The sequence below is a fragment of the Aureimonas sp. AU4 genome (genome assembly GCF_001463765.1).
Taxonomy (GTDB): Bacteria; Pseudomonadota; Alphaproteobacteria; order Rhizobiales; family Rhizobiaceae; genus Aureimonas.
On record NZ_BBWK01000051.1, the window covers coordinates 1 to 21752 of the forward strand.

Annotated in this window: 16 protein-coding genes and 1 tRNA gene; 8 read left to right on the forward strand and 9 right to left on the reverse strand. The window is 68.9% G+C overall.

The genetic code is table 11. The features are described from left to right. Positions 1-123: 123 nt before the first annotated feature. The gene (locus tag AUL35_RS21690; RefSeq protein ID WP_082666363.1) at positions 124-1896 is read right to left on the reverse strand and encodes a tetratricopeptide repeat protein; all 1773 of its coding nucleotides are present in this window, start codon (positions 1894-1896) and stop codon (positions 124-126) included. A 316-nt stretch (positions 1897-2212) separates the two neighbouring features. On the opposite strand from AUL35_RS21690, the gene AUL35_RS15185 reads away from it, so the two are divergent. Then, entirely contained in the window at positions 2213-2557 is a 345-nt protein-coding gene (locus AUL35_RS15185) for a hypothetical protein (protein ID WP_062016223.1), read from the forward strand. Between the two features lie 261 nt (positions 2558-2818). Here AUL35_RS15185 and AUL35_RS15190 read toward each other — a convergent pair. Together AUL35_RS15190 and AUL35_RS15195 are read right to left on the reverse strand one after the other, a co-directional pair. Beyond that, positions 2819-2895: transfer RNA gene (locus AUL35_RS15190), tRNA-His, on the reverse strand. A gap of 138 nt (positions 2896-3033) precedes the next feature. Beyond that, positions 3034-3561, reverse strand: coding sequence for a phasin family protein (locus AUL35_RS15195; protein WP_062016225.1), 528 nt, complete (start codon positions 3559-3561; stop codon positions 3034-3036). A gap of 195 nt (positions 3562-3756) precedes the next feature. Here AUL35_RS15195 and AUL35_RS15200 point away from each other — a divergent pair, with 195 nt between their 5' ends. From AUL35_RS15200 to AUL35_RS15210, 3 genes are all read left to right on the forward strand, one after another. Next, on the forward strand, positions 3757-6639 hold the full coding sequence (locus AUL35_RS15200; protein WP_062016226.1) for a PAS domain-containing protein: 2883 nt from the start codon (positions 3757-3759) through the stop codon (positions 6637-6639). A 115-nt stretch (positions 6640-6754) separates the two neighbouring features. Further along, a complete protein-coding gene (locus AUL35_RS15205) occupies positions 6755-8641 on the forward strand; it encodes an AsmA-like C-terminal region-containing protein (RefSeq protein WP_062016228.1) in 1887 nt (628 codons plus the stop codon). A 59-nt stretch (positions 8642-8700) separates the two neighbouring features. Beyond that, complete coding sequence (locus AUL35_RS15210) at positions 8701-9915, forward strand: hypothetical protein (RefSeq protein WP_062016230.1); 1215 nt, start codon at positions 8701-8703, stop codon at positions 9913-9915. A 3-nt stretch (positions 9916-9918) separates the two neighbouring features. On the opposite strand, the gene AUL35_RS15215 is transcribed toward AUL35_RS15210, so the two are convergent. The 6 genes from AUL35_RS15215 to AUL35_RS15240 form a co-directional block, all read right to left on the reverse strand. Then, positions 9919-10743, reverse strand: coding sequence for an ABC transporter permease (locus AUL35_RS15215; RefSeq protein ID WP_062016232.1), 825 nt, complete (start codon positions 10741-10743; stop codon positions 9919-9921). Continuing rightward, the gene (locus tag AUL35_RS15220; protein WP_062016234.1) at positions 10740-11645 is read right to left on the reverse strand and encodes an ABC transporter permease subunit; all 906 of its coding nucleotides are present in this window, start codon (positions 11643-11645) and stop codon (positions 10740-10742) included. Before AUL35_RS15220 ends, AUL35_RS15215 begins: the two co-directional genes overlap by 4 nt. Beyond that, entirely contained in the window at positions 11642-12808 is a 1167-nt protein-coding gene (locus AUL35_RS15225; RefSeq protein WP_062016236.1) for an ABC transporter ATP-binding protein, read from the reverse strand. The genes AUL35_RS15220 and AUL35_RS15225 overlap by 4 nt, the downstream gene beginning before the upstream one ends. Positions 12809-12813: 5 nt before the next feature. Beyond that, complete coding sequence (locus tag AUL35_RS15230) at positions 12814-13902, reverse strand: polyamine ABC transporter substrate-binding protein (RefSeq protein WP_062016238.1); 1089 nt, start codon at positions 13900-13902, stop codon at positions 12814-12816. Positions 13903-14025: 123 nt separating this feature from the next. Further along, positions 14026-14553 carry a hypothetical protein gene (locus AUL35_RS15235; RefSeq protein WP_062016240.1) on the reverse strand — a complete coding sequence of 176 codons (528 nt, stop codon included), beginning with the start codon at positions 14551-14553 and terminating at the stop codon, positions 14026-14028. Then, the gene (locus tag AUL35_RS15240; RefSeq protein WP_062016242.1) at positions 14550-15338 is read right to left on the reverse strand and encodes an aspartyl/asparaginyl beta-hydroxylase domain-containing protein; all 789 of its coding nucleotides are present in this window, start codon (positions 15336-15338) and stop codon (positions 14550-14552) included. The genes AUL35_RS15235 and AUL35_RS15240 overlap by 4 nt, the downstream gene beginning before the upstream one ends. Before the next feature lie 211 nt (positions 15339-15549). Between AUL35_RS15240 and AUL35_RS15245 the strand changes: the two genes are divergently transcribed. The 4 genes from AUL35_RS15245 (at position 15550) to AUL35_RS15260 (ending at position 21721) form a co-directional block, all read left to right on the forward strand. Further along, a complete protein-coding gene (locus AUL35_RS15245) occupies positions 15550-17079 on the forward strand; it encodes a glutamine synthetase family protein (RefSeq protein ID WP_062016244.1) in 1530 nt (509 codons plus the stop codon). 17 nt (positions 17080-17096) lie between these two features. Further along, positions 17097-18389: an FAD-binding oxidoreductase gene (locus tag AUL35_RS15250; protein WP_062016246.1), complete on the forward strand. Its 1293-nt coding sequence runs from the start codon at positions 17097-17099 to the stop codon at positions 18387-18389. Positions 18390-18503: 114 nt separating this feature from the next. Beyond that, complete coding sequence (locus tag AUL35_RS22940) at positions 18504-19127, forward strand: biliverdin-producing heme oxygenase (protein ID WP_062016248.1); 624 nt, start codon at positions 18504-18506, stop codon at positions 19125-19127. Next, the gene (locus tag AUL35_RS15260) at positions 19124-21721 is read left to right on the forward strand and encodes an HWE histidine kinase domain-containing protein (RefSeq protein WP_062016250.1); all 2598 of its coding nucleotides are present in this window, start codon (positions 19124-19126) and stop codon (positions 21719-21721) included. The genes AUL35_RS22940 and AUL35_RS15260 overlap by 4 nt, the downstream gene beginning before the upstream one ends. Positions 21722-21752 lie beyond the last annotated feature (31 nt).

Below are 21752 nucleotides of genomic sequence, written 5' to 3' on the forward strand. Positions count from 1 at the left end.
AGGGATAGGACCCATTGATCTGAGGTGTGCCGTCTAACTCAGGCTATGTCAGCGGGCTGGATATTGGCTGAGAGACCCAACCGTCCTCTTCTGGTTCTAAGCCGTGAGCCCTGCCCTTAGGCGCTATGCAACCTGTTTTCGCTTGCCGCCGTGTCGTTGAGACTCATCCGCGACAAGACGTATGTAAAGCCGCTCTAAATCGCGGGCTAGCAGCGCGGTTGCAAACGGGGGTGACGTATTGCGGCTGAGCCGAATACGATCCCGCAAGATACGAAGGCGATCGGGCGATTGGGCGAGATCGATCGCCCTTTGCTCATACTCGTCGAGATTTTGAGTAACAAGCTCCGGCAAGCCCATAGCTGTCAGGAGGCTTGCTGAGCCGCGCCCAGCAGGCGTATCGCCAGCGCATGTCAAAACAGGAAGTCCTGCCCACAATGCATCGCTAGCGGTCGTAAACGCGCTGACAGGTAGGGTGTCGAGAAACAGGTCAGCGAGGCCGCAACGGGCAAGATGTTCCTGCGGCTTCGCTGGCGGTGCCAGAAGAAGCCTCGCCGGATCGATGCCGCGGCGGCATGCCTCGCTCCGAAGATTATTACCCTGTTCCTCGGAGCGTACCAGCAAACAAAGTATGCTACGTGGAACTGCATGAAGGATGCGCATCCAGCGATCGAAAACATGCGGCGCAAACTTGTAAGCAGCATTGAAACAACAGAACACGAACACATTGTCGCTCACGCCGTAGTGATTTCGCGTAACCGATCCATCTGGCTGAGGTCGAAGCGTATCGTTCGGCTGAAAGCAATTTGGCAAATAAGCGAAGCGCTCGGTCGAGTGAGCCTCGTATTCAGGCGGAGACACAACCGGATCAGTTATGACGTAGTCGATGAAGCTCGCCCCCATTGTGCCAGGGAACCCAAGATAATTGACTTGGATGGGTGCAGGGCGCCAACTCAAAATTTCGGTCCGTGCCCGACTGGTGTAACCTTTCATGTCGACAAGAATATCGATCTGATCGGTGTAGATGAGTTGCGCTGCGGCTTTTGAAGACGTGTCTCGCAGATCTCGGAAGTGGTCAAACGAGCGGAGCACCCTGGTCCGCATATCACTCTGATGGTTCGGGCCATAAGAGTAGCCAAACACTTCGACACTGCTGCGATCATGCGCTTCGAAAAGTTCGGCTACTAGCCGGGACGTGGCGTGGTCATGAAAGTCGCCCGATAGATACCCAACTTTCACGCGCTTACCTGGCTCCGAGCGTCGAAGGGGTAGCTGTTGACTGACTTCTTTTTCGAAATCACGGGCCCATAGTAGAGCGCAAGCATGCTGCTCCGCATTCGTTGCTTGCGTAGCCATTAGAGCGAGCGGAGGAACTCGAATTCCCTGCGCCACGAAGTCTCGTATACGTCCATCATCCTCATCGAAGCTATCCCAGTCGCAAACTTGACGTTTTAAACTTGCGACCTGCAGCAATAAATTGCAATTGTTCGGCCGCATTCTATAAACGCGTTTCGCGTGACGTAGGGCTTCCTGCGATCGTCCCAGCGCCAACAAGATCGAGATTAGCGCGTGATACGCTTCGGGGTTTTCAGGAGCAGCAAGAACAGACTTGTTTGCATGACCCAACGCGGTATCGAGACTTGATTGCTGGAAATCAAGTTGGGCCAAGTTTTGCCAAGCGCGATAGTCTGATGGCGCGCTTGCAGCGGCTCGGCGAAAATATGAGCGAGCGATCGCCTCTTTCCCGAGTTCAATCGACATAACCCCTGCGGCGAGAAGCGCATCCCCATGTCTAGGATTAACTTCGAGGATGCGACGATATAGGCTGAGCGATCCACTAAAATTTTTCTCCTGCGATAACTTTCTCGCCGACTTCAGGAGATCATCGATACGCCGCATTGGCTTTCTCAGTATGGAGGCTCAAAAACTATAAACCGACAGGCAAAATCTGACCTGACATGTTTCTGACGATACGGCAATCATACGATTCTCCATCGAGAATGCAGCGAACCGAACACAACTCCAAATTGATCCGCTCACCAACCCGGTTCCCAAACTCGGCGTTGAAGCGCGATGTCGTTCCCCGGCCCAAGCAACTACTACGGAATCAACTACTTCGACTCACGTATTGAGGAAGGGCGCAAGAAGGAGATCCGTCGGCTCGGCTAACGGACCACCTGCCGCAAAAAACCTTGCCTAGGAACGAGCCTTCCAGATGCTGATCGACGGCATGACGTTCGACTTGGCGCTCGCTCAGAGCGTCTTTACGCATCCGCCGATCACTCACCCGCGCCCGTGCATGACGCACCTATGGCCTCGCATGCGTAAGGGCGGCCGCTTCTTCTGGACGTTCTTCATGGCGTCGGAGAGCCTCGATGCGAGCGTATCACTGCGACCGCCGCCCTTTGGCGAGGAGCAAACCTTCTCCTACTGCGACCCGTTCCATGCCTGGAACAAGGACATCCTGTTCGCGACGCAAGGACTCGCCTGGCACCTCGAAGGCGTTCGAGATTCGGACCACCCGCGCGGCCAACAGATAGCGCATTTTGTTGCGGTCTGACGGCGGCGATAGCCAACCGCAGGACTATCGCGCGGGAGTATTCGCTGCTGTTGAGATCGAGACCCGCAAAGAGCCAGAACGAAGGGGGTTTACGCCTCAACACTTCCAGCCATGTTGCATTTCATGTCGCACGGAGTAGCCGGGGCTAACAGGAAACCCCTGCAAATCAGGGGAAATAGTTGCAACACAGATGCGACATGAGCGGAGCCCAACGCTCCTACCCTGCCAGATTTATATCACTGTAATCGTTGACAAAAAGAATGGTACGGTTGGGCGGGTTCGAACCGCCGACCTTCGGAGCCACAATCCGACGCTCTAACCAGCTGAGCTACAACCGCACGAAGACGTGCCCGGCTGAGCCGGGCGTGGTCGAGGAGTGATTAAGGGCATTTGCGACGGCGCGCAAGCCTTTAGCGTGAAGGACGAAACGGAAAGCCGCCGTCCGGGCGGCTCTCCCCTTCTGTTTTGCGAGCCTTTCAGCGGCTCTCGCCGCCGCCATCGGGGCGTGGCGCGGCCTCGCGCGCCGGCCGCATCACCTCCTCGGCGGCCGAGCGCGTCATCTCCTGCATGGCGCGCGCCTGGTCGGTCGCCAGCTCGATCTGGCGACGAAGGTACCGGGTCTGGATCTCGATGAACTCCGAGAAGGACCCGGCGGACGACAGCTTCTGCAGGTGCTCGAAATTCATCTCGGCCTGCGCGCGCAGGCCTTCGATGGCGCGCTTCGACAGGTTGAGCGAGCCGTTATGAGCCTGGTCGACGGTCGCCTCCAGCGTCCGCGTCGCCTCGTCGGCGGCGCTGCGCATCCGGCCGTAGGCCTCGCGCGACTGTTCCAGCGAACTCTGCGTCATCGTGCGGAAGGCCTCGCCGAGGCGCGCCGGATCGAGGCCCATGGCGGCCTGTGCGCCGCGCATGGCGTCGGCGCCGGGCATGGCGTCGAAGGCGCGGCGGGTCTCCTCGAAGGGATCGCGCGGAGCGCCTCCCGATGGCGTGTTGGCGTCGCTCATGCTTCTCCTCCCTGTCGGTTGATTCCCGTCTCCCGACAACACCGCAGCCCCCGTCCCGGTTGCCTTTGTGCCGCGGTCCCGTTAACCGTCCGGGCGGCTGATCGCGGTGCCGACGCTCCATGTTCTGGATTCGATCCGCCCCAGCCCTTATTAACGTCGCGGTAACCCTGTCCTCTTGACCGCGACATCGCTCCCTTGGCCTCCATCCTCGACATCATGAGCCGGAAGACGGTTCGGCGCCTGAACGGCGCCGGCACGGCGCTGGCGGTTCTGTCGCCGGATCTCGGCGGCATCCTGTGGGCGAACCGCGCGGGGCGCAGGCTCCTGGGCGCGGACGCCGCCGCCAACCAGCCCGGCCTCCGCGCCGCCACGGCCGCGCTGGCCGAGCGCGGCCGCACGCAGCTCCTGCTGCGGCCGGCCGATCCGGCCCTCGGCCGCGCCGTGCTCGCGCGCCTCGAGCGCGACGAAACGCTGGGGGTTCTCCTGACGGCCCGCCTGGAGACGGCCGAGGAGACCCTGGGCGAGCGCGCCGAGCGCTATCTCGAGGAAGCCGCCGTCGAGGGATCGCCGGCCTGCATCGCCTCGGCGGACGGATGTCTCGCGGGCACGCCGGCGCTGCCCGCCTCCGAGCGCGGCCTTCTCGGCCTTCAGGGCTCGGAGTTCCTCCAGTCCGACGAGGACCACCTGACGATCGAGGACGAGGCCGGCGCGCTGGTCTTCGCGCGCGTCGCCGACGACCTCGTCCTGATCCATCTCGCCGACCGCCTGCGGGACGAGGACGCGCCGTCCACCATCGCGCCGGCGGAGATCGAACCGCCGCCGGCCGAGCCCGAGCGCCCGCCCGAGCCCGAGCCGGTTTCCGAGCCCGAGCCCGTCGGTGAAGTCGAGCCGCCCGAGGTCGTGCCCGCGCCGCTCGAGCCCGAGCCCGTGGAAACGCCGGCGCCCGCAGCCGAGGCCATGCGCGAGCCCTTCCGGGCGCGGCTCGACGCCGAGCCCGTCCGCTTCGTCTGGCAGATCGACGCGCAGGGTCGCTTCTCGCAACTCTCGCCCGAGTTCGCGGCCGTGGTCGGCCCCCACGCGGCGGACGTGATCGGTCGCGCCTTCTCGGACGTCGCCGCCGTGTTCGGCTTCGACACGGGCCACGAGATCGAGCGCCTCCTGGAGCGCCGCGACACCTGGAGCGGACGCTCGGTCCTGTGGCCGATCGAGGGCACCGACCGGCGGGCGCCGGTCGATCTCGCCGCCTTGCCCGTGTTCAGCCGCGAGCGGCGCTTCGAGGGCTTCCGGGGCTTCGGCGTCGTGCGCCCGGCCGAAAGCGCCGCCGATCCCGACGCGATCGGCCTCGCCCTGTCGGCGCCCGAGCCGCGCCTGCCCGCCGCCACGCCCGAGCCTTCCCGGCCGCCCGAGAGCGAGACGCAGCCCGGCCGCCCCTTCGGTCGCCGCATCGGCGGACCGGAGCGGGGCGCCCCCGCGCCCGCCGGCGTGGTGGCCCTCGAGGAGCGCCGGCGCCAGCGCGAGCAGGTCCTCTCCAGCGCGGAGGAAGCCGCCTTCCGCGCCATCGGCGCCGAGCTTGCCCCGCGTCCCGCGCCCGCGCCGGCCGCCCCCACCTCGGCGGGCTCGCCGGCCGCCGCGCTCGCCGCCGTGTTCGACGCCCTGCCCCTGGCCGTCGTGGCGCTTCACGACGACAGCCTTGTCTACGCCAACCAGCGCTTCTTCGATGCGACCGGCTACGAGGACGTCGCGAGCCTCGAAGAGGCGGGCGGGCTCGACCGCCTGGTCGTGTCCTGCGGCGGGGCCGAGGGCGAGGAAAGCCGCCTGCGCCGCGCCGACGGCTCGGTGGTCGAGACCGGGCTCCATCTCCAGCGCATCGCGATGGCCGGCCACAACTGCCTTCTCCTGTCGTTTCCCCCGCTGGCCGAGGACCCGGCGGCGCGCGAGGGCGAGCGTGCGCAGGCGCGCGAGCTGGAGGTCGAGGTCGCCGAACTCCAGACCGTTCTCGACACGGCCACCGACGGCATCCTGCTTCTGGACGAGGGCGCGCGCGTGCGCCGCATGAACGGGGCCGCCGAGGCGCTGTTCGGCCTCGAGCCCGACCGCTACCTGAACCTGCCCTTCACGGAGCTCCTGGCGCCCGCGAGCCGCGCGCTCGCCAAGGGATACATCGAGACGCTACGCGACGAGGGCATGGCGGCCGTGCTCAACGACGGTCGCGAGGTCGAGGCGCTGGTGGACGGGGGCGCGGCGACGACGCCGCTCTTCGTCACGCTCGGCGCGCTCGCGGGCCGGCGCGGCTGGTGCGTGGTGGTGCGCGACCTCACCCACTGGAAGGACGTGGAGCGCGACCTCGTGTCCGCCCGTCGCCAGGCCGAGGACGCCTCGTTCCACAAGAGCCGCTTCCTCGCCAACATCAGCCACGAGCTGCGCACGCCGCTCAACGCCATCATCGGCTTTGCCGACGTCATGGCCTCGGAATGCTTCGGGCCGATCGGCCACGAGCGCTATCTCGAATATCTCGGCGACATCAAGCGCTCGGGTCACCACGTGCTCGACCTCGTCAACGACCTCCTTGACATCTCCAAGATCGAGGCCGGCAAGATGGAGCTGAGCTTCGAGGCGGTCCCGCTCGACGAGGTCGTGGCCGAGGTGGTGGCCCTGATGCAGCCCCAGGCCAACCGCGAGCGCGTGATCGTGCGCTCGGTCCTGCCCTCCGACGTGCCGCCCGTCGTGGCCGACCGGCGCTCCGTCCGGCAGATCGCGCTGAACCTTCTGGCCAACGCCGTGCGCTTCACCCCGCCCGGCGGCCAGATCATCGCCTCCACCGCCTATGGCGAGGGCGGCGAGGTGGCGCTGCGCTTCCGCGACTCGGGGATCGGCATGACCGAGCACGAGATCGCCATCGCCCTCACCCCCTTCCAGCAGGTGAAGAGCGGCGGGCGCGGCGAGGGAACCGGTCTCGGCCTGCCCATCACCAAGGCCATGGCCGAGGCCAACCAGGCGCTCTTCACGATCTCCTCGACGCCTGGCGAGGGAACGCTCGTGGAGATCGTCTTCCCTGCCCAGCGCGTGCTCGCCCACTGACCGCCGCCGACCCGCCTTGCGGGGAACGCATTGTCCTGCGACAGGCCGCGTGACACGATGTCTCTTTTGGGCCCCGCCCGATTCCCAACCGGCCGTTCGGCCCGAAGGATCTGAGTTGCCGAACCCCCTCCGCCCGGTCGCCGCTTGGGCATCGCGCCGGCTCCCCCCGAGGGGAAGCGCGCGCCGGCGCCGGCGGGTCCTGGGCGCGCTGGCGGTTCTCGGGCTCCTGTGCGCCGGGCTGGCGCTTCTCGTGTCGCAGGTCTCGCTCGCACTGCCCGACGCGCGGCGCGAGGTCGAGGCCCGCCTTTCGCGCCTTCTCGACGGGCCGGTCCACGTGGACGGGCAGGCCAGCTTCTCGCTCCTGCCCCTGCCGCGCGCCAGCCTGCGCGACGTGCGCATCCTCGCGGCCCGGCCGGACGAGGACCCGGTGGCGGTCGACATCGACCAGGTGGATGCCGACTTCGACGTCGTGGCGGCCCTGTTCGGCCGGGTCGCGATCAAGCGCGTCACCCTCCTGCGCCCCGAGATCATGACGGAAGCGCCCGAGCCCGTGGCCTCGCCCCCGCCGGCCGCCGAGGCGCCGCCCCTTCCCCCGGCCATCCCCTTCGCCGCGCAGACCCCCGAGGCGTCGCGCCGGCTCGACGACTTCCTCCAGCGCTTTTCCGGCATCAACGAGATCCGGGTGCGCGACGGGCTCCTGCGCGTTCCAGGCCAGGCCGGCGGCTTCAGCAACGCCAACCTCGTGTTCCGCTGGCCGGGCGAGGACGAGGCGGCGACGCTGTCGGGCTCCTATGTCTGGAACGGCGAGCCGACGCAGATCAGCCTCGTCGTGGAGCGCCCCCGCCCCTTTCTGGCGGGCACGGCGTCGCCGCTGAGCCTCACGCTCAACGCGCCGCCGCTCGCCGTGCTCTTCTCGGGCGAGGGCTCGGCCGGGGACAGGCTGCAGCTGGCGGGCCGCCTCCAGCTCTCCACGCCCTCCCTGTCGCGCACGGTGCGCTGGCTCGGCGAGCGCTCCCTGACCCTGCCCGACTTCGGCGCGCTGGCCTTCGACACGCAGCTCAAGGTCTTCGGCACGCGCGCGAGCCTCGGCGCGCTCGAACTGAACCTCGGCGGCAACCAGGCACGCGGCGCGCTGGAGGCGACGCGCGACGAGGGAGGACGGCCCGCCGTCTCGGGGACGCTCGCCTTCGACACGATCGACCTGGCCGCCTTCGGCGGGGCCATGGCGCCGCCGCCGCGCGCCCTCATCGACTTCCAGCGGCCCCTGCGCACGGCGTTCCTGCGCGACATCGACATCGACCTGCGCCTGTCGGCGGCGCGCGCCAGCCTCGACCGGCTGCGTCTGGGCGAACTCGCCGCCGCCGTGAAGGTGACCGCCGGTCGGGCCGTGTTCGACGTCGGCGACATGGCGATCCTGGGCGGGCGCGGGCAGATGCGCCTGTCGCTCGACACGCGGCCGCCGAACCGCCTGTCGGGCTCGGCCAGACTACGCGGCATCGGCCTGGCGTCGCTGCGCGAGACGACCGGCACGCTCCTGCCGCTGAGCTCCGGCACGGCCGACATCGAGGTCGACGTCGACACGCCCGCCGACAACTGGGGCGACGTGGCGCTCGCCAACCGGACGCGCATCGAGGTGAGCGCGCGCGACGGTGCGCTGGCGGGGCTCGACCTGCGCCTCCTGCGCGAGGCGGGCTCCCACAAGCTCTCGGCGGCCGAGGCCGGCGCCGGGTTCCGTACGCTGACCGCCCATCTCGAGGGCACGGGGGGCACGCTGCGGCTCGACACCGCGCGGATCGAGACGCAGGAGGGCGCGACCACCCTCTCGGGCCGCTACGACCTGCGCACGGCCGGGCTCGAGGCCACCGGCTCCTTCGACCCGGCGAAGGTCGAGGCATCGGGTCGGGGCGACACGTTCATCCCTTCGCAACCCATACCGTTCAGGATCGGGGGCGAATGGCCCAGCCCGGAGATGACCGTCGGTCCTCCCCGCCGGCCGATCTGACGAGAGGTCGTCTCCCCGAGCCTTTCGTCCGTTTCAGCGCGAACGGAGCCGCCCCCGCGATGCAGCCCACCCGATCCCGGCCCCGCCTTTTCCTTGCCGCTCTCCTGCTTTCGGCGACGGCCCTGCCGGGCGCCGCGCTGGCAGCCGGCTCGGTGATCGTCCAGGGCGCCCAGAAGGGCGCGGGCTCGGTCGCCGAGGCGCGCCCGGCCGGCGCGAAGCAGGCGGCAAGCGATCCGCAGCGCTGCGCCGCCGCCTTTCACGAGCGCCTCAAGGCTGTGCGCGAGGGCCCCTATGCCGCGCTGAAGGCGCTCGGCACGCCGCCCGCCGGCACGGCGTCGGCACCGGCGGAGGGCGCGACCTTCCTGTTTCCGCCCTCGGGTCGCCCCCGCACCGAGGCCGAGACGCGCGCGCTCCGCTCGGCCGCCGCCTTCCTGCGGCGTGGCCCGGGCGCGGCCGCGCTCCCGCTGACGAACGACGGGCGCTGGGTCGCGGCGCGGCTGCGCGAGGACCTTGCCGACTTCCTGACGCAGTCCGAGACGACCTATCTGTGCGCGGGCACGGCCGAATATCTCGCGATCCTTCGCCGCCAGGCCGAGCGCCTAGGCCCCTCGGGCGACCGCCGCGAGGAGGATCTTCTGACCCAGCGCGAGGCCGCCCGCCGCCTCGTCGCGCAGGCGAGCCGCCTGATGGAGCCCGCCCCCGTTCCCACCGCCGCGCCCGAGCGCGAGGCGCCGGCGATGGCGGGCGGCGAGACGCTGCGCCGCAGCGTCGGCCTGGAAGCCGAGCCCATGGGGCCGCCCGCGCCCTCGATGCTGGTGGCGGCAAGCCACGGCGCGACGCGCATCTCGGAAGGCGATTTCGACGCCGACCTTCCGCCGCTCGCCCAGAAGCCGGAATGGCGCCTGGACTCGGAGGGCGACATTCTCGCCGCGATCGACCATCTGACGGACGAGGCCAAGGTCGCGGGTCTGCTGGCGCCCGCCGCGCCGGGTGGCACGGATGCGATCACGACGGGCGCGATCGCGGTCGCGGCGCCGGAGCGCGCCGTTCCCGCGCGCCTTTTCGCCCTGCGCGATGCGGTGGCGGGATCGGCGCCGCTTCGCGCCGACGGCCTCCTGCGGACCGATCTCGTCGCCGCCCTGTCGAGCCTGGAGGTCCTGGACACGCTCCGGCTCGCGGCCGCCGAGCCCGCCGATCCGCTGCCCTCGGCCTTCGAGGCGGTGTTCAAGGCCATCGAGACGGCGCGCGAGGAAAGCGGTCGCGTCGGTCCCTGAAGGCTATCGGCCGCCGGCGGCCAGCCGCTCGTCGGTGACGCGGCGCCGCTCGCGCCGTCGCGTGACGACCGCGCCCGCGACGACGCCGAGCGCGACCACCGAGATCAGCATGGTGGAGACGGCGTTGATCTCGGGCGTCACGCCGAGGCGCACCTGGCTGTAGATGCGCATCGGCAGCGTGTTGGCGCCCGGCCCCGAGGTGAAGCTCGCGATCACGAGGTCGTCCAGCGAGAGCGTGAAGGCCAGCATCCAGCCCGCCGCGACCGCCGGCCAGATCACCGGTAGCGTCACGAGCCAGAAGGCGCGCGCCGGCGTGCAGCCGAGATCCTGGGCCGCCTCCTCGAGGCGCGGATCGACCGAGACGAGGCGCGACTGAACCACGACCGCCACGAAACAGAGCGTCAGCGTCGTGTGCGCGATGGTGAGCGTCCAGAAGCCCCGGTCGAAGCCCACCGCCACGAACAGGAGAAGCAGGGACAGGCCGGTGATCACCTCGGGCATGACGAGGGGCGCGGCGACCATGCCGGAAAACAGCGTGCGACCCGGAAAGCGCGTGTAGCGGGCGAGCGCGAGCGCCGCGAGTGTGCCCAGAACGGTGGCCGCGCTCGCCGACAGGACCGCGACGCGCAGGGTGACCCAGGCCGCGTCGAGGAACTGCTGGTTCTGGAACACCGCCCCGTACCAGCGCGTCGAGAAGCCGCCCCAGACAGTGACGAGCTGCGAGGCGTTGAACGAGTAGACCACCAGGATCAGGATCGGCAGGTAGAGAAAGCTGAAGCCCAGCGCGAGCGAGACGAGGTTGAAGACGGAAGGACCGCGCCCGTTCATGCCGCGCTCCGCGCCTGGATGCGCTGGAACAGCATGATCGGGATCACGAGCACGAGGAGAAGCAGGATCGCCACCGCCGAGGCAACCGGCCAGTCGCGGTTGGCGAAGAACTCGTCCCACAGCGTCTTGCCGATCATCAGCGTCTGCGAGCCGCCGAGAAGATCGGGGATCACGAACTCGCCCACCGCCGGGATGAAGACCAGGAACGAGCCCGCCACCACGCCCGGCAGCGAGAGCGGAAAGGTGATGCTCCAGAAGGCCCGCAGCGGCGGGCAGCCGAGGTCGGCCGCCGCCTCCAGGAGCCGCCCGTCGAGCCGCTCCAGCGAGGCGTAGATCGGCAGCACCATGAAGGGCAGGTAGGAGTAGACGATGCCGATGAAGACGGCGGTCTCGGTGTTGAGGAGTTGCAGCGGCTGGCTGACGATCCCGAGCCCGAGCAGCGCCTGGTTGAGATAGCCCTCGGGCCGCAGGATGCCGATCCAGGCGTAGACCCGGATCAGGAAGCTCGTCCAGAAGGGCAGCACCGTCAGCATCACGAGGACGACGCGCGTCGAGGGCCCGCAGCGCGCCATGCCGTAGGCGAGCGGATAGGCGACAAGAAGCGTCAGGACGGTCGAGATCGCGGCGATGCGCAGGCTCGACAGGTAGGCGTTGAGGTAGAGCGGGTCGCCGGCGAGCCACGTGTAGCTCTGGACGCCGAGTTCGCGCGCGGAGGCGGCGAGCGAGGAAATCCCCTGCCCGGCATCGAAGGTCGGAACGTAGGGCGGCATCGCGATCGCGCTCTCGGAGAACGAGATCTTGAGCACGATCAGGAAGGGAACGAGGAAGAGCGCGACGAGCCAGAGATAGGGGATGCCGATGACGGCCGCGCGCCACGTGTCGAAGCCGCGCCTCCCGCTCAAGGCGCGTCCCCTTCCAGGATCACGCCCGCCTCGCGGTCGAAGGTCAGCCAGACCTCCTCCTCCCAGCCGATCTGCTCGCTCTTCTCGCGCTGCCGGTTGACCACGGTCGAGCGCACCGTCTCGCCGCCGGAAAGGCGCACGTTGAACAGCGTGACGTCGCCGAGATAGGCGATGTCCCAGACAAGGCCCCGGAAGGCGTTGACCGACGGGTCGGCCGGCGCGCGGCGCGAAAGCTCCAGCTTCTCGGGGCGGATCGCGAAGCTCGCGCGGGCGCCCGGCGCCAGCGCCGCGCCCGAACGCGTCTCGACGAGGCCGGCGGCGGTACGCAGCCGCACGACCCCGTTCGCCGTTTCCTCCACCTCGCCCTCGAGGATCGTGACGTTGCCCACGAAGTCCGCGACGTAGCGGCTGGTGGGCGCCTCGTAGACTACGGCGGGCGGGGCGACCTGCAGGATGCGCCCCTCGCGCATCACGGCGATGCGGTCCGACATGGTCATCGCCTCCTCCTGGTCGTGCGTGACCACCACGAAGGTGAGGCCGAGCTCCTGCTGGAGGTCCATGAGCTCGAACTGCGTCTCCTCGCGCAGCTTCTTGTCGAGCGCGCCGAGCGGCTCGTCGAGGAGCAGCACCTTGGGTCGCTTGGCGAGCGAGCGGGCGAGCGCGACGCGCTGCTGCTGTCCGCCCGACAACTGCTGCGGCCGTCGCTTGGCGTAGGGCTCGAGCTTCACGAGCTTCAGCATCTCGGCGACGCGATCCTGGATCTCGGAGCGCGCCATGCCGTCCTGGCGCAGCCCGAAGCCGACGTTCCGCTCTACGCTCATGTGCGGAAACAGCGCGTAGCTCTGGAACATCATGTTGAGCGGCCGCCGGTAGGGCGGCACGCCGCGCAGGCTCGTCCCGCCGAGGCGGATGTCGCCCGCCGTCGGCTCCTCGAAGCCGGCGAGCATGCGCAGGAGCGTCGACTTTCCGCAGCCCGAGGCGCCCAGGAGCGCGAAGAACTCGCGCGGGTAGATGCCGAGCGACAGGTCGTCGACCGCGGTCGCGCTCCCGAAGCGCTTGGTGACGCGGTCGAACTCGATCAGCGGCCGGGCGGCCGGGTCGTTCCAGGGCTCGAAGGAGCGGCGGATGTTGCCGAGGGACTTGGCGTTAGCTGCGGTCGCCATGCCTCTTACTGGCCGGTCTTCACCGTGGTGAACAGGCGCGTCACCAGGCGCTGCGCGCGGCTGTCGTAGGGCGCCTTGGTGAACAGAACGGCCAACGTCTGCTCGTTCGGGTAGATCGCCGGATCGTCCAGGATCTCCTTGTTGATCAAGGGTTGCGAGGTGAGGTTGCCGTTGGCGTAGCTCACGAAGTCGGTCGCCTTGGCGATGACCTCGGGCCGCATCATGAAGTTGATGAACTCGTGCGCCTCGGCCACGTGCGGCGCGTCGGCGGGGATCGCCATCTGGTCGAACCACATCATGGCGCCTTCCTTGGGGATGGCGTAGGCGACCTCGGTGCCGTTGTTCGCCTCGCTGGCGCGGTCTCGCGCCTGGAAGACGTCGCCCGAGAAGCCGACCGCCACGCAGATGTCACCGTTGGCGAGCGCGTTGATGTATTCCGAGGAGTGGAACTTGCGGATGAACGGACGGATCGAGGCGAGCATGTCCTCGACGCGCTTGAGATCGGCGGGAGCCGAGGAGTTCGGGTCGAGGCCGAGATAACGCAGCGCGGCCGGTACGATCTCACCCGGCGCGTCCAGCATGTCGATGCCGCATTTCGACAGGGCCTCGGCGTTCTTCGGGTCGAACACGAGGGCCCAGCTGTCGGTCGGGGCACCGGGCAGGGCCTCGGCCACCTTCTTCGGATTGTATCCGATGCCGGTCGTGCCCCACATGTAGTTGACCGAGTAGCTGTTGCCGGGGTCATAGGCGGCGACGCGCTCGCTCACCAGCGGCCACATGTTCTTCGAGTTCGGCAGCTTCGAGGGGTCGAGCTTCTGGAAGACGCCCGCCTGGATCTGGCGCGCGAGGTATTCCGCCGAGGGCACCACCACGTCGTAGCCGCTGCCGCCGGCGAGCAGGCGCGTCTCCAGGATCTCGTTGGAATCGTAGGTGTCGTAGACGACCCGGATACCGGTCTCCTTGGTGAACTGGTCGATCAGCGAGGCGTCGATATAGTCCGACCAGTTGAAGACGTTGACCACGCGCTCCTGCGCGGATGCGGAAGCGGCGAGGAGGGCGAGCCCGCCGGCAAGAAGCAGGGAAAGGGAGCGCATCGGCGTCGTCCTTCGTGGGAATGCGTCGTCGGGCGACGAACGACAGACCCGCTCGCGGGTGGACGAGCGGGCGGCGGATAGGCGTTACGGCTGCGCACATTATGCGCAGGCTTTCGCGTCCGCCTAGTCCCGCGCCGCCTTTTCCTCGCCGGGCTCCCGCGTCATGAACACCGCGCCCGCCCCGAAGGAGGCGAGCTTGGCGGCGATCCTCTCGCCCTGCCGCTCGCAAAACCCGAAGCGCGCCCAGAAGGGCGCCGTGCCGTAGACCGAGACGAGCATGGCGGGCCGCCCGCCCGCCAGTCGCAGGAGCCGCGCGATCACCGGCTCGGCGAGCCGCCGGCCCCGAAAGGCGGGGTGGAGCGCGACATCGTGGATGTAGAGGCTATCGGCATCCTCCGGCAGCGCGCCGAGCACCGTGTCGAGGGTCGGCGGCGCGCCGAGGCGGGCGGGGTAGCTCACCGCGTAGCCGGCCAGCTCTAGACCCGGCCCCGGCAGAACCCACTGTCCCTCGGGAAACAGCGCGAGGCGGTCGTGGAACACGCTCGCCCCTTCGAAGAACGTGGGGTGGACGACGTCCGCGAGCCGCATCACCGCCGGAACGTCGGCGGCGCGCATCGCGCGCCATTCGCCCGCCGGCGGCGCCGCGCTCACCGATGCTTCTGCCCCGCGCCGTAGAACATGCGCTCCCAGGCCTTGTGGGCCTTGTAGCCCTCGCGCACGAAGGGGGTGAAGACGGCCATGTTGAGCACCGCCTTGTTGGTGAGCGAGGCTGGAAAGCGCAGCGGCTTCTCGAAGTCGACGAACAGGACCACGCGCACCTGGTCGGAGTGGTTCCAGGCCTCGTGCTCGTAGGCGTCGTCGAAGATCAGGGCCTTGCCTTCCTCCCAGTGGCAGGTCCGGTCGGCGACGCGGATGCCGATCTTGTCGGGCTGGTCGGGGACGACGAGACCGAGATGGAAGCGCAGGACCCCGTTATAGGGGCCGCGATGGGGCGGCAGGTGCTTGCCCGGCTCGAAGATCGAGAACATCGCCGACTTCAGGCCCGGAATCTTCTGCAGGATGCGCCAGGTCTCGGGGCACTGGCGGATGGCCTCCTCCGACTTGATGCCGTAGCCGCACAGGAAGAAGGTCTTCCAGTTCTGGTCCGACGAGATGGAGCGCACCTCCGACGAGATCTCGTGGAAGGCCGGAAGGTCCCCTTTGCGCACCAGGATCTTGTCGAGCTCCGCCCGGATCAGGCGCCACTCGGCCTCCACCTCGCGCGCCCAGGGGAAGTCGTCGGTCGGATAGACCGGCGGGTTGCCGTTGGCGGCATAGCGCAGGTTCAGCCGCTCGGCCCCGTCCACGAGGCGCTGGACCGTGCGCGCCACCGCGCTCTGCCCGCCCATCGTGTCCTCGAGCCCCGCCGTCTTCGTCTTCTGTTCCGCCTGCGCCATGCCTGAAGTCCCTGGGGCTCTCGGGGCCGACGATCGTCGCCGGACCTTGATGAGGTTCACCGAACCTTGATCGCGGCGTTTCGATGACAAGCCTTCGCCCGTCAACAGCGCTTCCGAAACGGCGACCCGGTTGTTCCGGTGCCGCCTTCCTCCCCCATCGGTGCCGGGCTATGCTCACGTCCGAGGAACCTTTGCCAAGCCTTAGGACCGCATGTCGGAACGCCCCAGACCGCCCAAGCCGGACAACGCCTCTTCGGCCAAGATCCGGCGAGACAAGCCCAAGAAGCGCACGGGCGCCGAGCCCGCAGGCGGCGCAAGCCCGGCGCCCGGCCGCTTCGCGCAGCCGCGGGAGCCTGCGGGCCGGCGCGCCTTTCTCGACGCGCGCCGGGGCGTTTCCACCATGGGCGAGGCCGCGCAATGGCTTCAGGCCCGGCGGATCGAGGATATCGAGTGCATCACGCCGGACCTCGCCGGCGTGGCGCGCGGCAAGATGATGCCGGCCAAGAAGTTCACCGGCAACACGTCGCTGGCGCTGCCCTCCGCGCTCTTCATGCACACGATCTCGGGCGAGTATCCGGACGAGACCGGCACGTTCCGCTACTCGCCCAACGACGGCGACCTCAAGCTCGTGCCCGACCTCTCGACGCTGGCCGAGGTGCCCTGGGAGAGCGACCCGACCGCGCAGGTGATCTGCGACCTCGTGGACACGAGCGGGCAGGCGGTGGACTATACCCCGCGCAACGTCCTGAAGCGGGTCGTCTCGCTTTACCAGGAGCGCGGCTGGCGGCCGATCGTGGCGCCCGAGATCGAGTTCTACCTCGTCTCCAAGAACGTCGACCCGGACTATCCGCTGACGCCCCCGGTGGGCCGCTCGGGGCGGCAGATCTCGGGCGGCCAGGCTTATTCCATCGGCGGCGTCAACGAGTTCGACGAGCTGATCGACGACATCTACCACTTCTCGGACGCGCAGGGGCTCGAGATCGACACGCTGATCCACGAGGACGGCGCGGCGCAGCTCGAGATCAACCTGCGCCACGGCGATCCCGTCCAGCTCGCCGACCAGGTCTTCATGTTCAAGCGCACGATCCGCGAGGCGGCGCTCAAGCACGACATCTACGCGACCTTCATGGCCAAGCCCATCCAGGGCCAGCCGGGCTCGGCGCTCCACATCCACCAGTCGGTGGTGGACGCGGAGGGGCGCAACGTCTTCTCCCTGCCCGACGGCAGCCCTTCCCCGCTCTTCTTCCATTTCATCGGCGGAATGCAGCGCTACGTGCCGGCGGCCCTCGTGATGATGGCGCCCTACGTCAACTCCTACCGGCGCCTGACCTACGGCATGTCGGCGCCCACCAACAGCGCCTGGGGCTACGACAACCGCACCACGGCCTTCCGCGTGCCGACCTCGGACGCGGCGGGGCGACGCGTCGAGAACCGCCTCCCCTCCTCGGACGCCAATCCCTACCTCGCGCTCGCCGCATCGCTCGCCTGCGGCTGGCTGGGCATGGTCAACGAGGCGCAGCCCGACCAGCCGACCGACAAGACCGCCAACGAGGACGGCGCGATCTCGCTGCCGCGCGGCCTTCTGGAGGCCGTCGCCGCCTTCGAGGCGGAGGAGGCCTTCGGAGACGTTCTCAGCCGCGAGTTCGTGGGCACCTATGCCGGCATCAAGCGCGGCGAGTTCGAGACCTTCATGCAGGTGATCAGCCCCTGGGAGCGGGAGTTCCTGCTCCTCAACGTCTAGCGCGGGCGAACCGCTGGATGGACGCCGCCGCCTACCAGTCGCCGATCTCTCCGGGCCGCTCGTGGTACGAGGACTCCGTGCCAGACCGGCCGCGCTACCCCGCACTCGACGGCTCGCTCGACGTGGACGTGGCGATCGTGGGCGGCGGCTTCACGGGGCTCTCGGCGGCCCTCCATCTGGCCGAGCGGGGCGCCCGGGTCTGCGTCCTCGAGGGCGCGCGCCTCGGCGACGGGGCGTCGGGGCGCAACGGCGGCCAGATGGGCACGGGCCACCGGCTCTGGCCCGAGGAACTGGAGGCCGCCTTCGGGCTGGAGCGGGCGCGCCGGCTCTTCGCGCTCGCCGAGGACGCCAAGACCCATCTCATGGAGCTGATGGCGACCCACGGCATCGAGGCCGACTACCGTCCGGGCCAGATATCCCTCGCCCATCGCCGGCGCTTCCACGAGCCCTTCCGCCGCCATGCCGAGACGATGGCGAGCCGCTTCGGCTACGCCTCGATCCGCTTCCTCGACGCCGCCGAGACGCAGGAGCGGACCGGCTCGCGCACCTATGGCGCCGGCCTCCTCGACACCGGCACCGGCCATCTCCACCCGATGAAGCTTCTGGTCGGCACCGCGCGGGCGGCCGCGCGCGCAGGCGCCCTTCTGTTCGAGGAAACGCGCGCCCGGCGCATCTGGCGGCGCGAGGGACGGGTCGAGATCGAGACGGCGCGCGGCACGGTGCGCGCCGAGCGCCTGCTTCTCGCCACCAACGCGCATGGCGGACGGCTGAACGCGCGCAACGCCGCCCATGTGATGCCGATCCGCTCCTTCATCGCGGCGACCGCGCCGCTCGCCGAGCCGCATCGCGTCCTGCCCGGCGGCGAGGCGGCCGACGACTCGCGCTTCGTGGTGCGCTACTTCCGCAAGAGCGCGGACGACCGGCTCCTGTTCGGCGGACGCGAGGCTTACGGATCGGGCGCGGGCGACATCGCGGGCGCGATCCGCCGGCAGATCGCGGACGTCTACCCCCATCTCGCCGATGTCGCGATCACCCATGCCTGGGGCGGTTCGGTGGCCGTGACGACGACCCGCATGCCCTATGTCGACAGTCCCGAGCCCGGCGTGACCACGATCGGCGGCTATTCCGGCCACGGCGTCATGCTCTCGCACTTCGCGGGCCGGCTCTATGCCGAGCGCGTGATGGGCAATCGCGACCGCCTCGCGGAACTGGAGTCCCTGCGCGTTCCCGCCTTTCCGGGCGGCGACCGGCTTCGCGCGCCGCTGCTCTTCCTGGCCATGACCTGGTTCGCGTTGCGCGACCGTTTGTAGAAGGCGTCGGCCGCCATTACTCTCTTGTATCGCGCGATCAGATCGTTAAGCCCTCGGTCCGGCTGCGCCCCGCAGCCAAACGAGCCCCGCTCGCGCGACGAAGGCCCCGCCGACGTGACCCATACGCTGACCCTGCCCGGCGCAGACCCGGCCGGCGCCGACGCTCCCGGCGAGACGTTGCGCGACCGGCTGCGCGCCGACACGCGCGAGGCGCACGAGGCGCTGGACGCCCGCTTCAGCCCGATGATGGCGGGCGACGCCGGCCGCTACGCGCTGTTTCTCCTGATGAACCGCGACGCCCATGCCGCGATCGAGCCCCTCCTGTCCGCCAGTCCCCTGGCCGGCGAATGGCGGGCGACCGGTCGCCTCGAGGCCGCGCGGCAGGATTGCCGGATCCTCGGCCTCCCCGCGGAGCGCGCGGTTCCGGCGCCCCCCGAGCTCGACGCGGGCACGCGCGCGGGCGCGCTCGGCCTCGCCTATGTCCTGGAGGGATCGCGGCTCGGCGCCAAATATCTACTGCGCGCTCTTGCGCGGGCGCCCGCTCGAAATCCGTTTCCGACGCATTATCTAGAGGCCTCGAGCGATGCCGGCCCCTTCACCGGGCTGATGCGGGCTATGGCGCGCGAGAGCTTCTCGCCGGCCGAGCTTTCGCGGTCGACCGAGGTCGCTCGCCATACATTCCGCTTCTTCGGACGCCTGGCCGACGAACACGAGACCGCAGGACCGCTTGGCTCTTGAACATTAGCCCTCCCTCCCACGCTGCGGACGTCGACCTCACCAACTGCGACCGCGAGCCGATCCAGTTCCTCGGGCACATCCAGAATTTCGGCATCCTGATCGCGGTCTCCATGGACTGGCTGATCGAGCGCGTGTCGGAGAACCTGTCCGACCACGTCGCGTGCGACGTGCGCGACCTGCCGGGCGAGCCGGTGCTCAAGATCCTGCCCGAGTCGGCCGTCCACGCGATCCGGGGCCGCCTCCAGGTGCTCTCGGCCAACGAGGGCGCCGAGCGCATCTTCGGCTTCGACCTCTTCGACAACGGCGGGCGCTTCGACATCGCGGTCCACGTGTCGGGCCACTCGATCGTGATCGAGGCCGAGCCCGCCTCGGAGCGCCCGAACATCAATCCCGGCGCGCTCGTCAAGAGCATGATCTCGCGCGTCCAGAAGACCGACGGGCTCGACCCCCTGTTCCGCGAATGCGTGCGCCAGCTGCGCGGTATCACGGGCTTCGACCGCGTGATGCTCTACCGCTTCGCATCGTCGGGCGCGGGCTCGGTGATCGCCGAATCGGTGCGCTCGGGGCTCGGCGCGTTTCTGGGCCTGAACTACCCCGCGACCGACATCCCCACCCAGGCGCGCGCGCTCTACGTGCGCAACCAGATCCGCATCATTGCCGACGTCAACGCGCCGACGGTCGGCATCTTCCCCGAGCTCGACCCGCACGGCCAGCCGCTCGACCTCTCGCTCTCGACGCTGCGCTCGGTCTCGCCGATCCATCTCGAATATCTCCGGAACATGGGCGTCTCGGCCTCCATGTCCGTGTCGATCGTGATCGACGGCAAGCTGTGGGGCCTGTTCGCGCTCCACCACTACGCCCCGCGCCACCTGCCGATGGAAATCCGCAACGCCACCGAGCTCTTCGGGCAGATGGTGTCGCTGATCGTCGAGGGCCGGCTCTACAAGGAGCGCCAGAGCGTCGAGGAGGCCGCGCGCGCGCTGCACGACAGGTTCGTGGCCAAGATGGCCTCGGTCGCGACCACGCTCGAATCCATCGTCGAGTTCGCCGACGAGCTGCGCGAGATCATCCCCTGCGACGGCTTCGCGGTCTGGGCCAAGGGCGAGGGGCGCTGCTTCGGCTCGACGCCTTCGCCCGACGAGCTGCCGGGCCTGGCCCGCTTCCTGAACCGCGCCGGATCGAGCCGGGTCTACGCGAGCGACGAGATCTCGGCGCTCCATCCGCCGGCCGCCGACTACATGGACCGCGCGGCGGGCGTCCTTGCCATTCCGATCTCGCGCGCCCCACGCGACTACATCCTCTTCTTCCGCCGCGAGATCGTCCAGACCGTCACCTGGGCGGGCGATCCCAAGACCAAGGAGCGCATGGTCGGGCCGCACGGCGTGCGCCTGACGCCGCGCAAGAGCTTCGAGGCCTGGAAGGAGACCGTGCACGGGCGCTCGCTGCCCTGGACCGACTCGGAGCGGAAGTCGGCCGAGGCGCTGCGCGTCTCGATCCTGGAAGTGCTCCTGCGCTTCAACGAGGAGTCGGAGCGCCAGGCGAACCTCGCGACCCAGCGCCAGGAACTCCTGATCGCCGAGCTCAACCACCGCGTCCGCAACATCCTGTCGCTGATCCGCGCCCTCGTCGCCCAGTCGAAGCCCGGCGCCGCCGATGTCGACGAGTTCGCCCGCATCATCGGCGGCCGCATCCAGGCGCTCGCGCGCGCCCACGACCAGATCACCGGCACGGAGTTCTCGGCGACCTCGCTCGCGAGCATCATCCAGACCGAGGTCTCGGCCTATATCGGCTCCAAGATCCAGCGCGTGCACCTGGACGGGCCCGACATCTTCGTGGAGGCGGTCGCCTTCTCGACGCTCGCCCTCGTGTTCCACGAGCTCGTCACCAACTCGGCGAAGTACGGCGCCCTGTCGGACTCGTCCGGCACGATCGACGTCCGCTGGCACATCGACGAGAGCGACGACAGCTGCCGCATCACGTGGACCGAAAGCGGCGGTCCGCCGGTCGCCCCGCCCGCGCGGCGCGGCTTCGGCTCCACCATCATCGAGCGCTCGATCCCGCACGATCTCGGCGGCGAGGCGAGCCTCGACTATCGCCTGAGCGGCCTCACGGCGCGCTTCACCCTGCCCCAGCAGGTCTTCCACCTCCAGCCACCCAAGCCCGCCGGCGCCCAGCCCGTGCCGAAGGACTCGAGCGACATGTCCCAGCCCCCCGTTCCCACGTCTCTCAAGGGACTGCGCGGCCTGATCGTGGAGGACAACATGATCATCTCGCTCGATGCCGAGCAGCTGATGATCGACAACGGCATGGTGGAGGTCTACATCGCGGCGAGCGTGGCCGAGGCGCGGCGCATCATCGAGACGCAAGCCATCGACGTCGCCCTTCTGGACGTGAACCTCGGCACCGAGACGAGCTTCCCGCTCGTCGGCAACCTCAACCAGCGCGGCATTCCCTTCGTCTTCGTGACGGGCTACGGCGAGCACGTGGAGCTTCCCCCCGAGGCCGAGGAGGCCAGCGCCATCAAGAAGCCGTTCGGCAACGACCAGCTCGTGGGCGCTATCGCCCGCGCCGTCGCCAAGCGGTCGTCGAACTGAACCGGAGTGGAGCTGGAGGGCATCGAGAGCC

Excerpts from the sequence above, each read along its gene's own strand:
- AUL35_RS21690 (WP_082666363.1), bottom strand. The coding sequence starts at position 1,896 with ATGCGGCGTATCGATGATCTCCTGAAGTCGGCGAGAAAGTTATCGCAG.
- AUL35_RS15185 (WP_062016223.1), top strand. The coding sequence starts at position 2,213 with ATGCTGATCGACGGCATGACGTTCGACTTGGCGCTCGCTCAGAGCGTC.
- AUL35_RS15195 (WP_062016225.1), bottom strand. The coding sequence starts at position 3,561 with ATGAGCGACGCCAACACGCCATCGGGAGGCGCTCCGCGCGATCCCTTC.
- AUL35_RS15210 (WP_062016230.1), top strand. The coding sequence starts at position 8,701 with ATGCAGCCCACCCGATCCCGGCCCCGCCTTTTCCTTGCCGCTCTCCTG.
- AUL35_RS15215 (WP_062016232.1), bottom strand. The coding sequence starts at position 10,743 with ATGAACGGGCGCGGTCCTTCCGTCTTCAACCTCGTCTCGCTCGCGCTG.
- AUL35_RS15225 (WP_062016236.1), bottom strand. The coding sequence starts at position 12,808 with ATGGCGACCGCAGCTAACGCCAAGTCCCTCGGCAACATCCGCCGCTCC.
- AUL35_RS15230 (WP_062016238.1), bottom strand. The coding sequence starts at position 13,902 with ATGCGCTCCCTTTCCCTGCTTCTTGCCGGCGGGCTCGCCCTCCTCGCC.
- AUL35_RS15240 (WP_062016242.1), bottom strand. The coding sequence starts at position 15,338 with ATGGCGCAGGCGGAACAGAAGACGAAGACGGCGGGGCTCGAGGACACG.
- AUL35_RS15245 (WP_062016244.1), top strand. The coding sequence starts at position 15,550 with ATGTCGGAACGCCCCAGACCGCCCAAGCCGGACAACGCCTCTTCGGCC.
- AUL35_RS15250 (WP_062016246.1), top strand. The coding sequence starts at position 17,097 with ATGGACGCCGCCGCCTACCAGTCGCCGATCTCTCCGGGCCGCTCGTGG.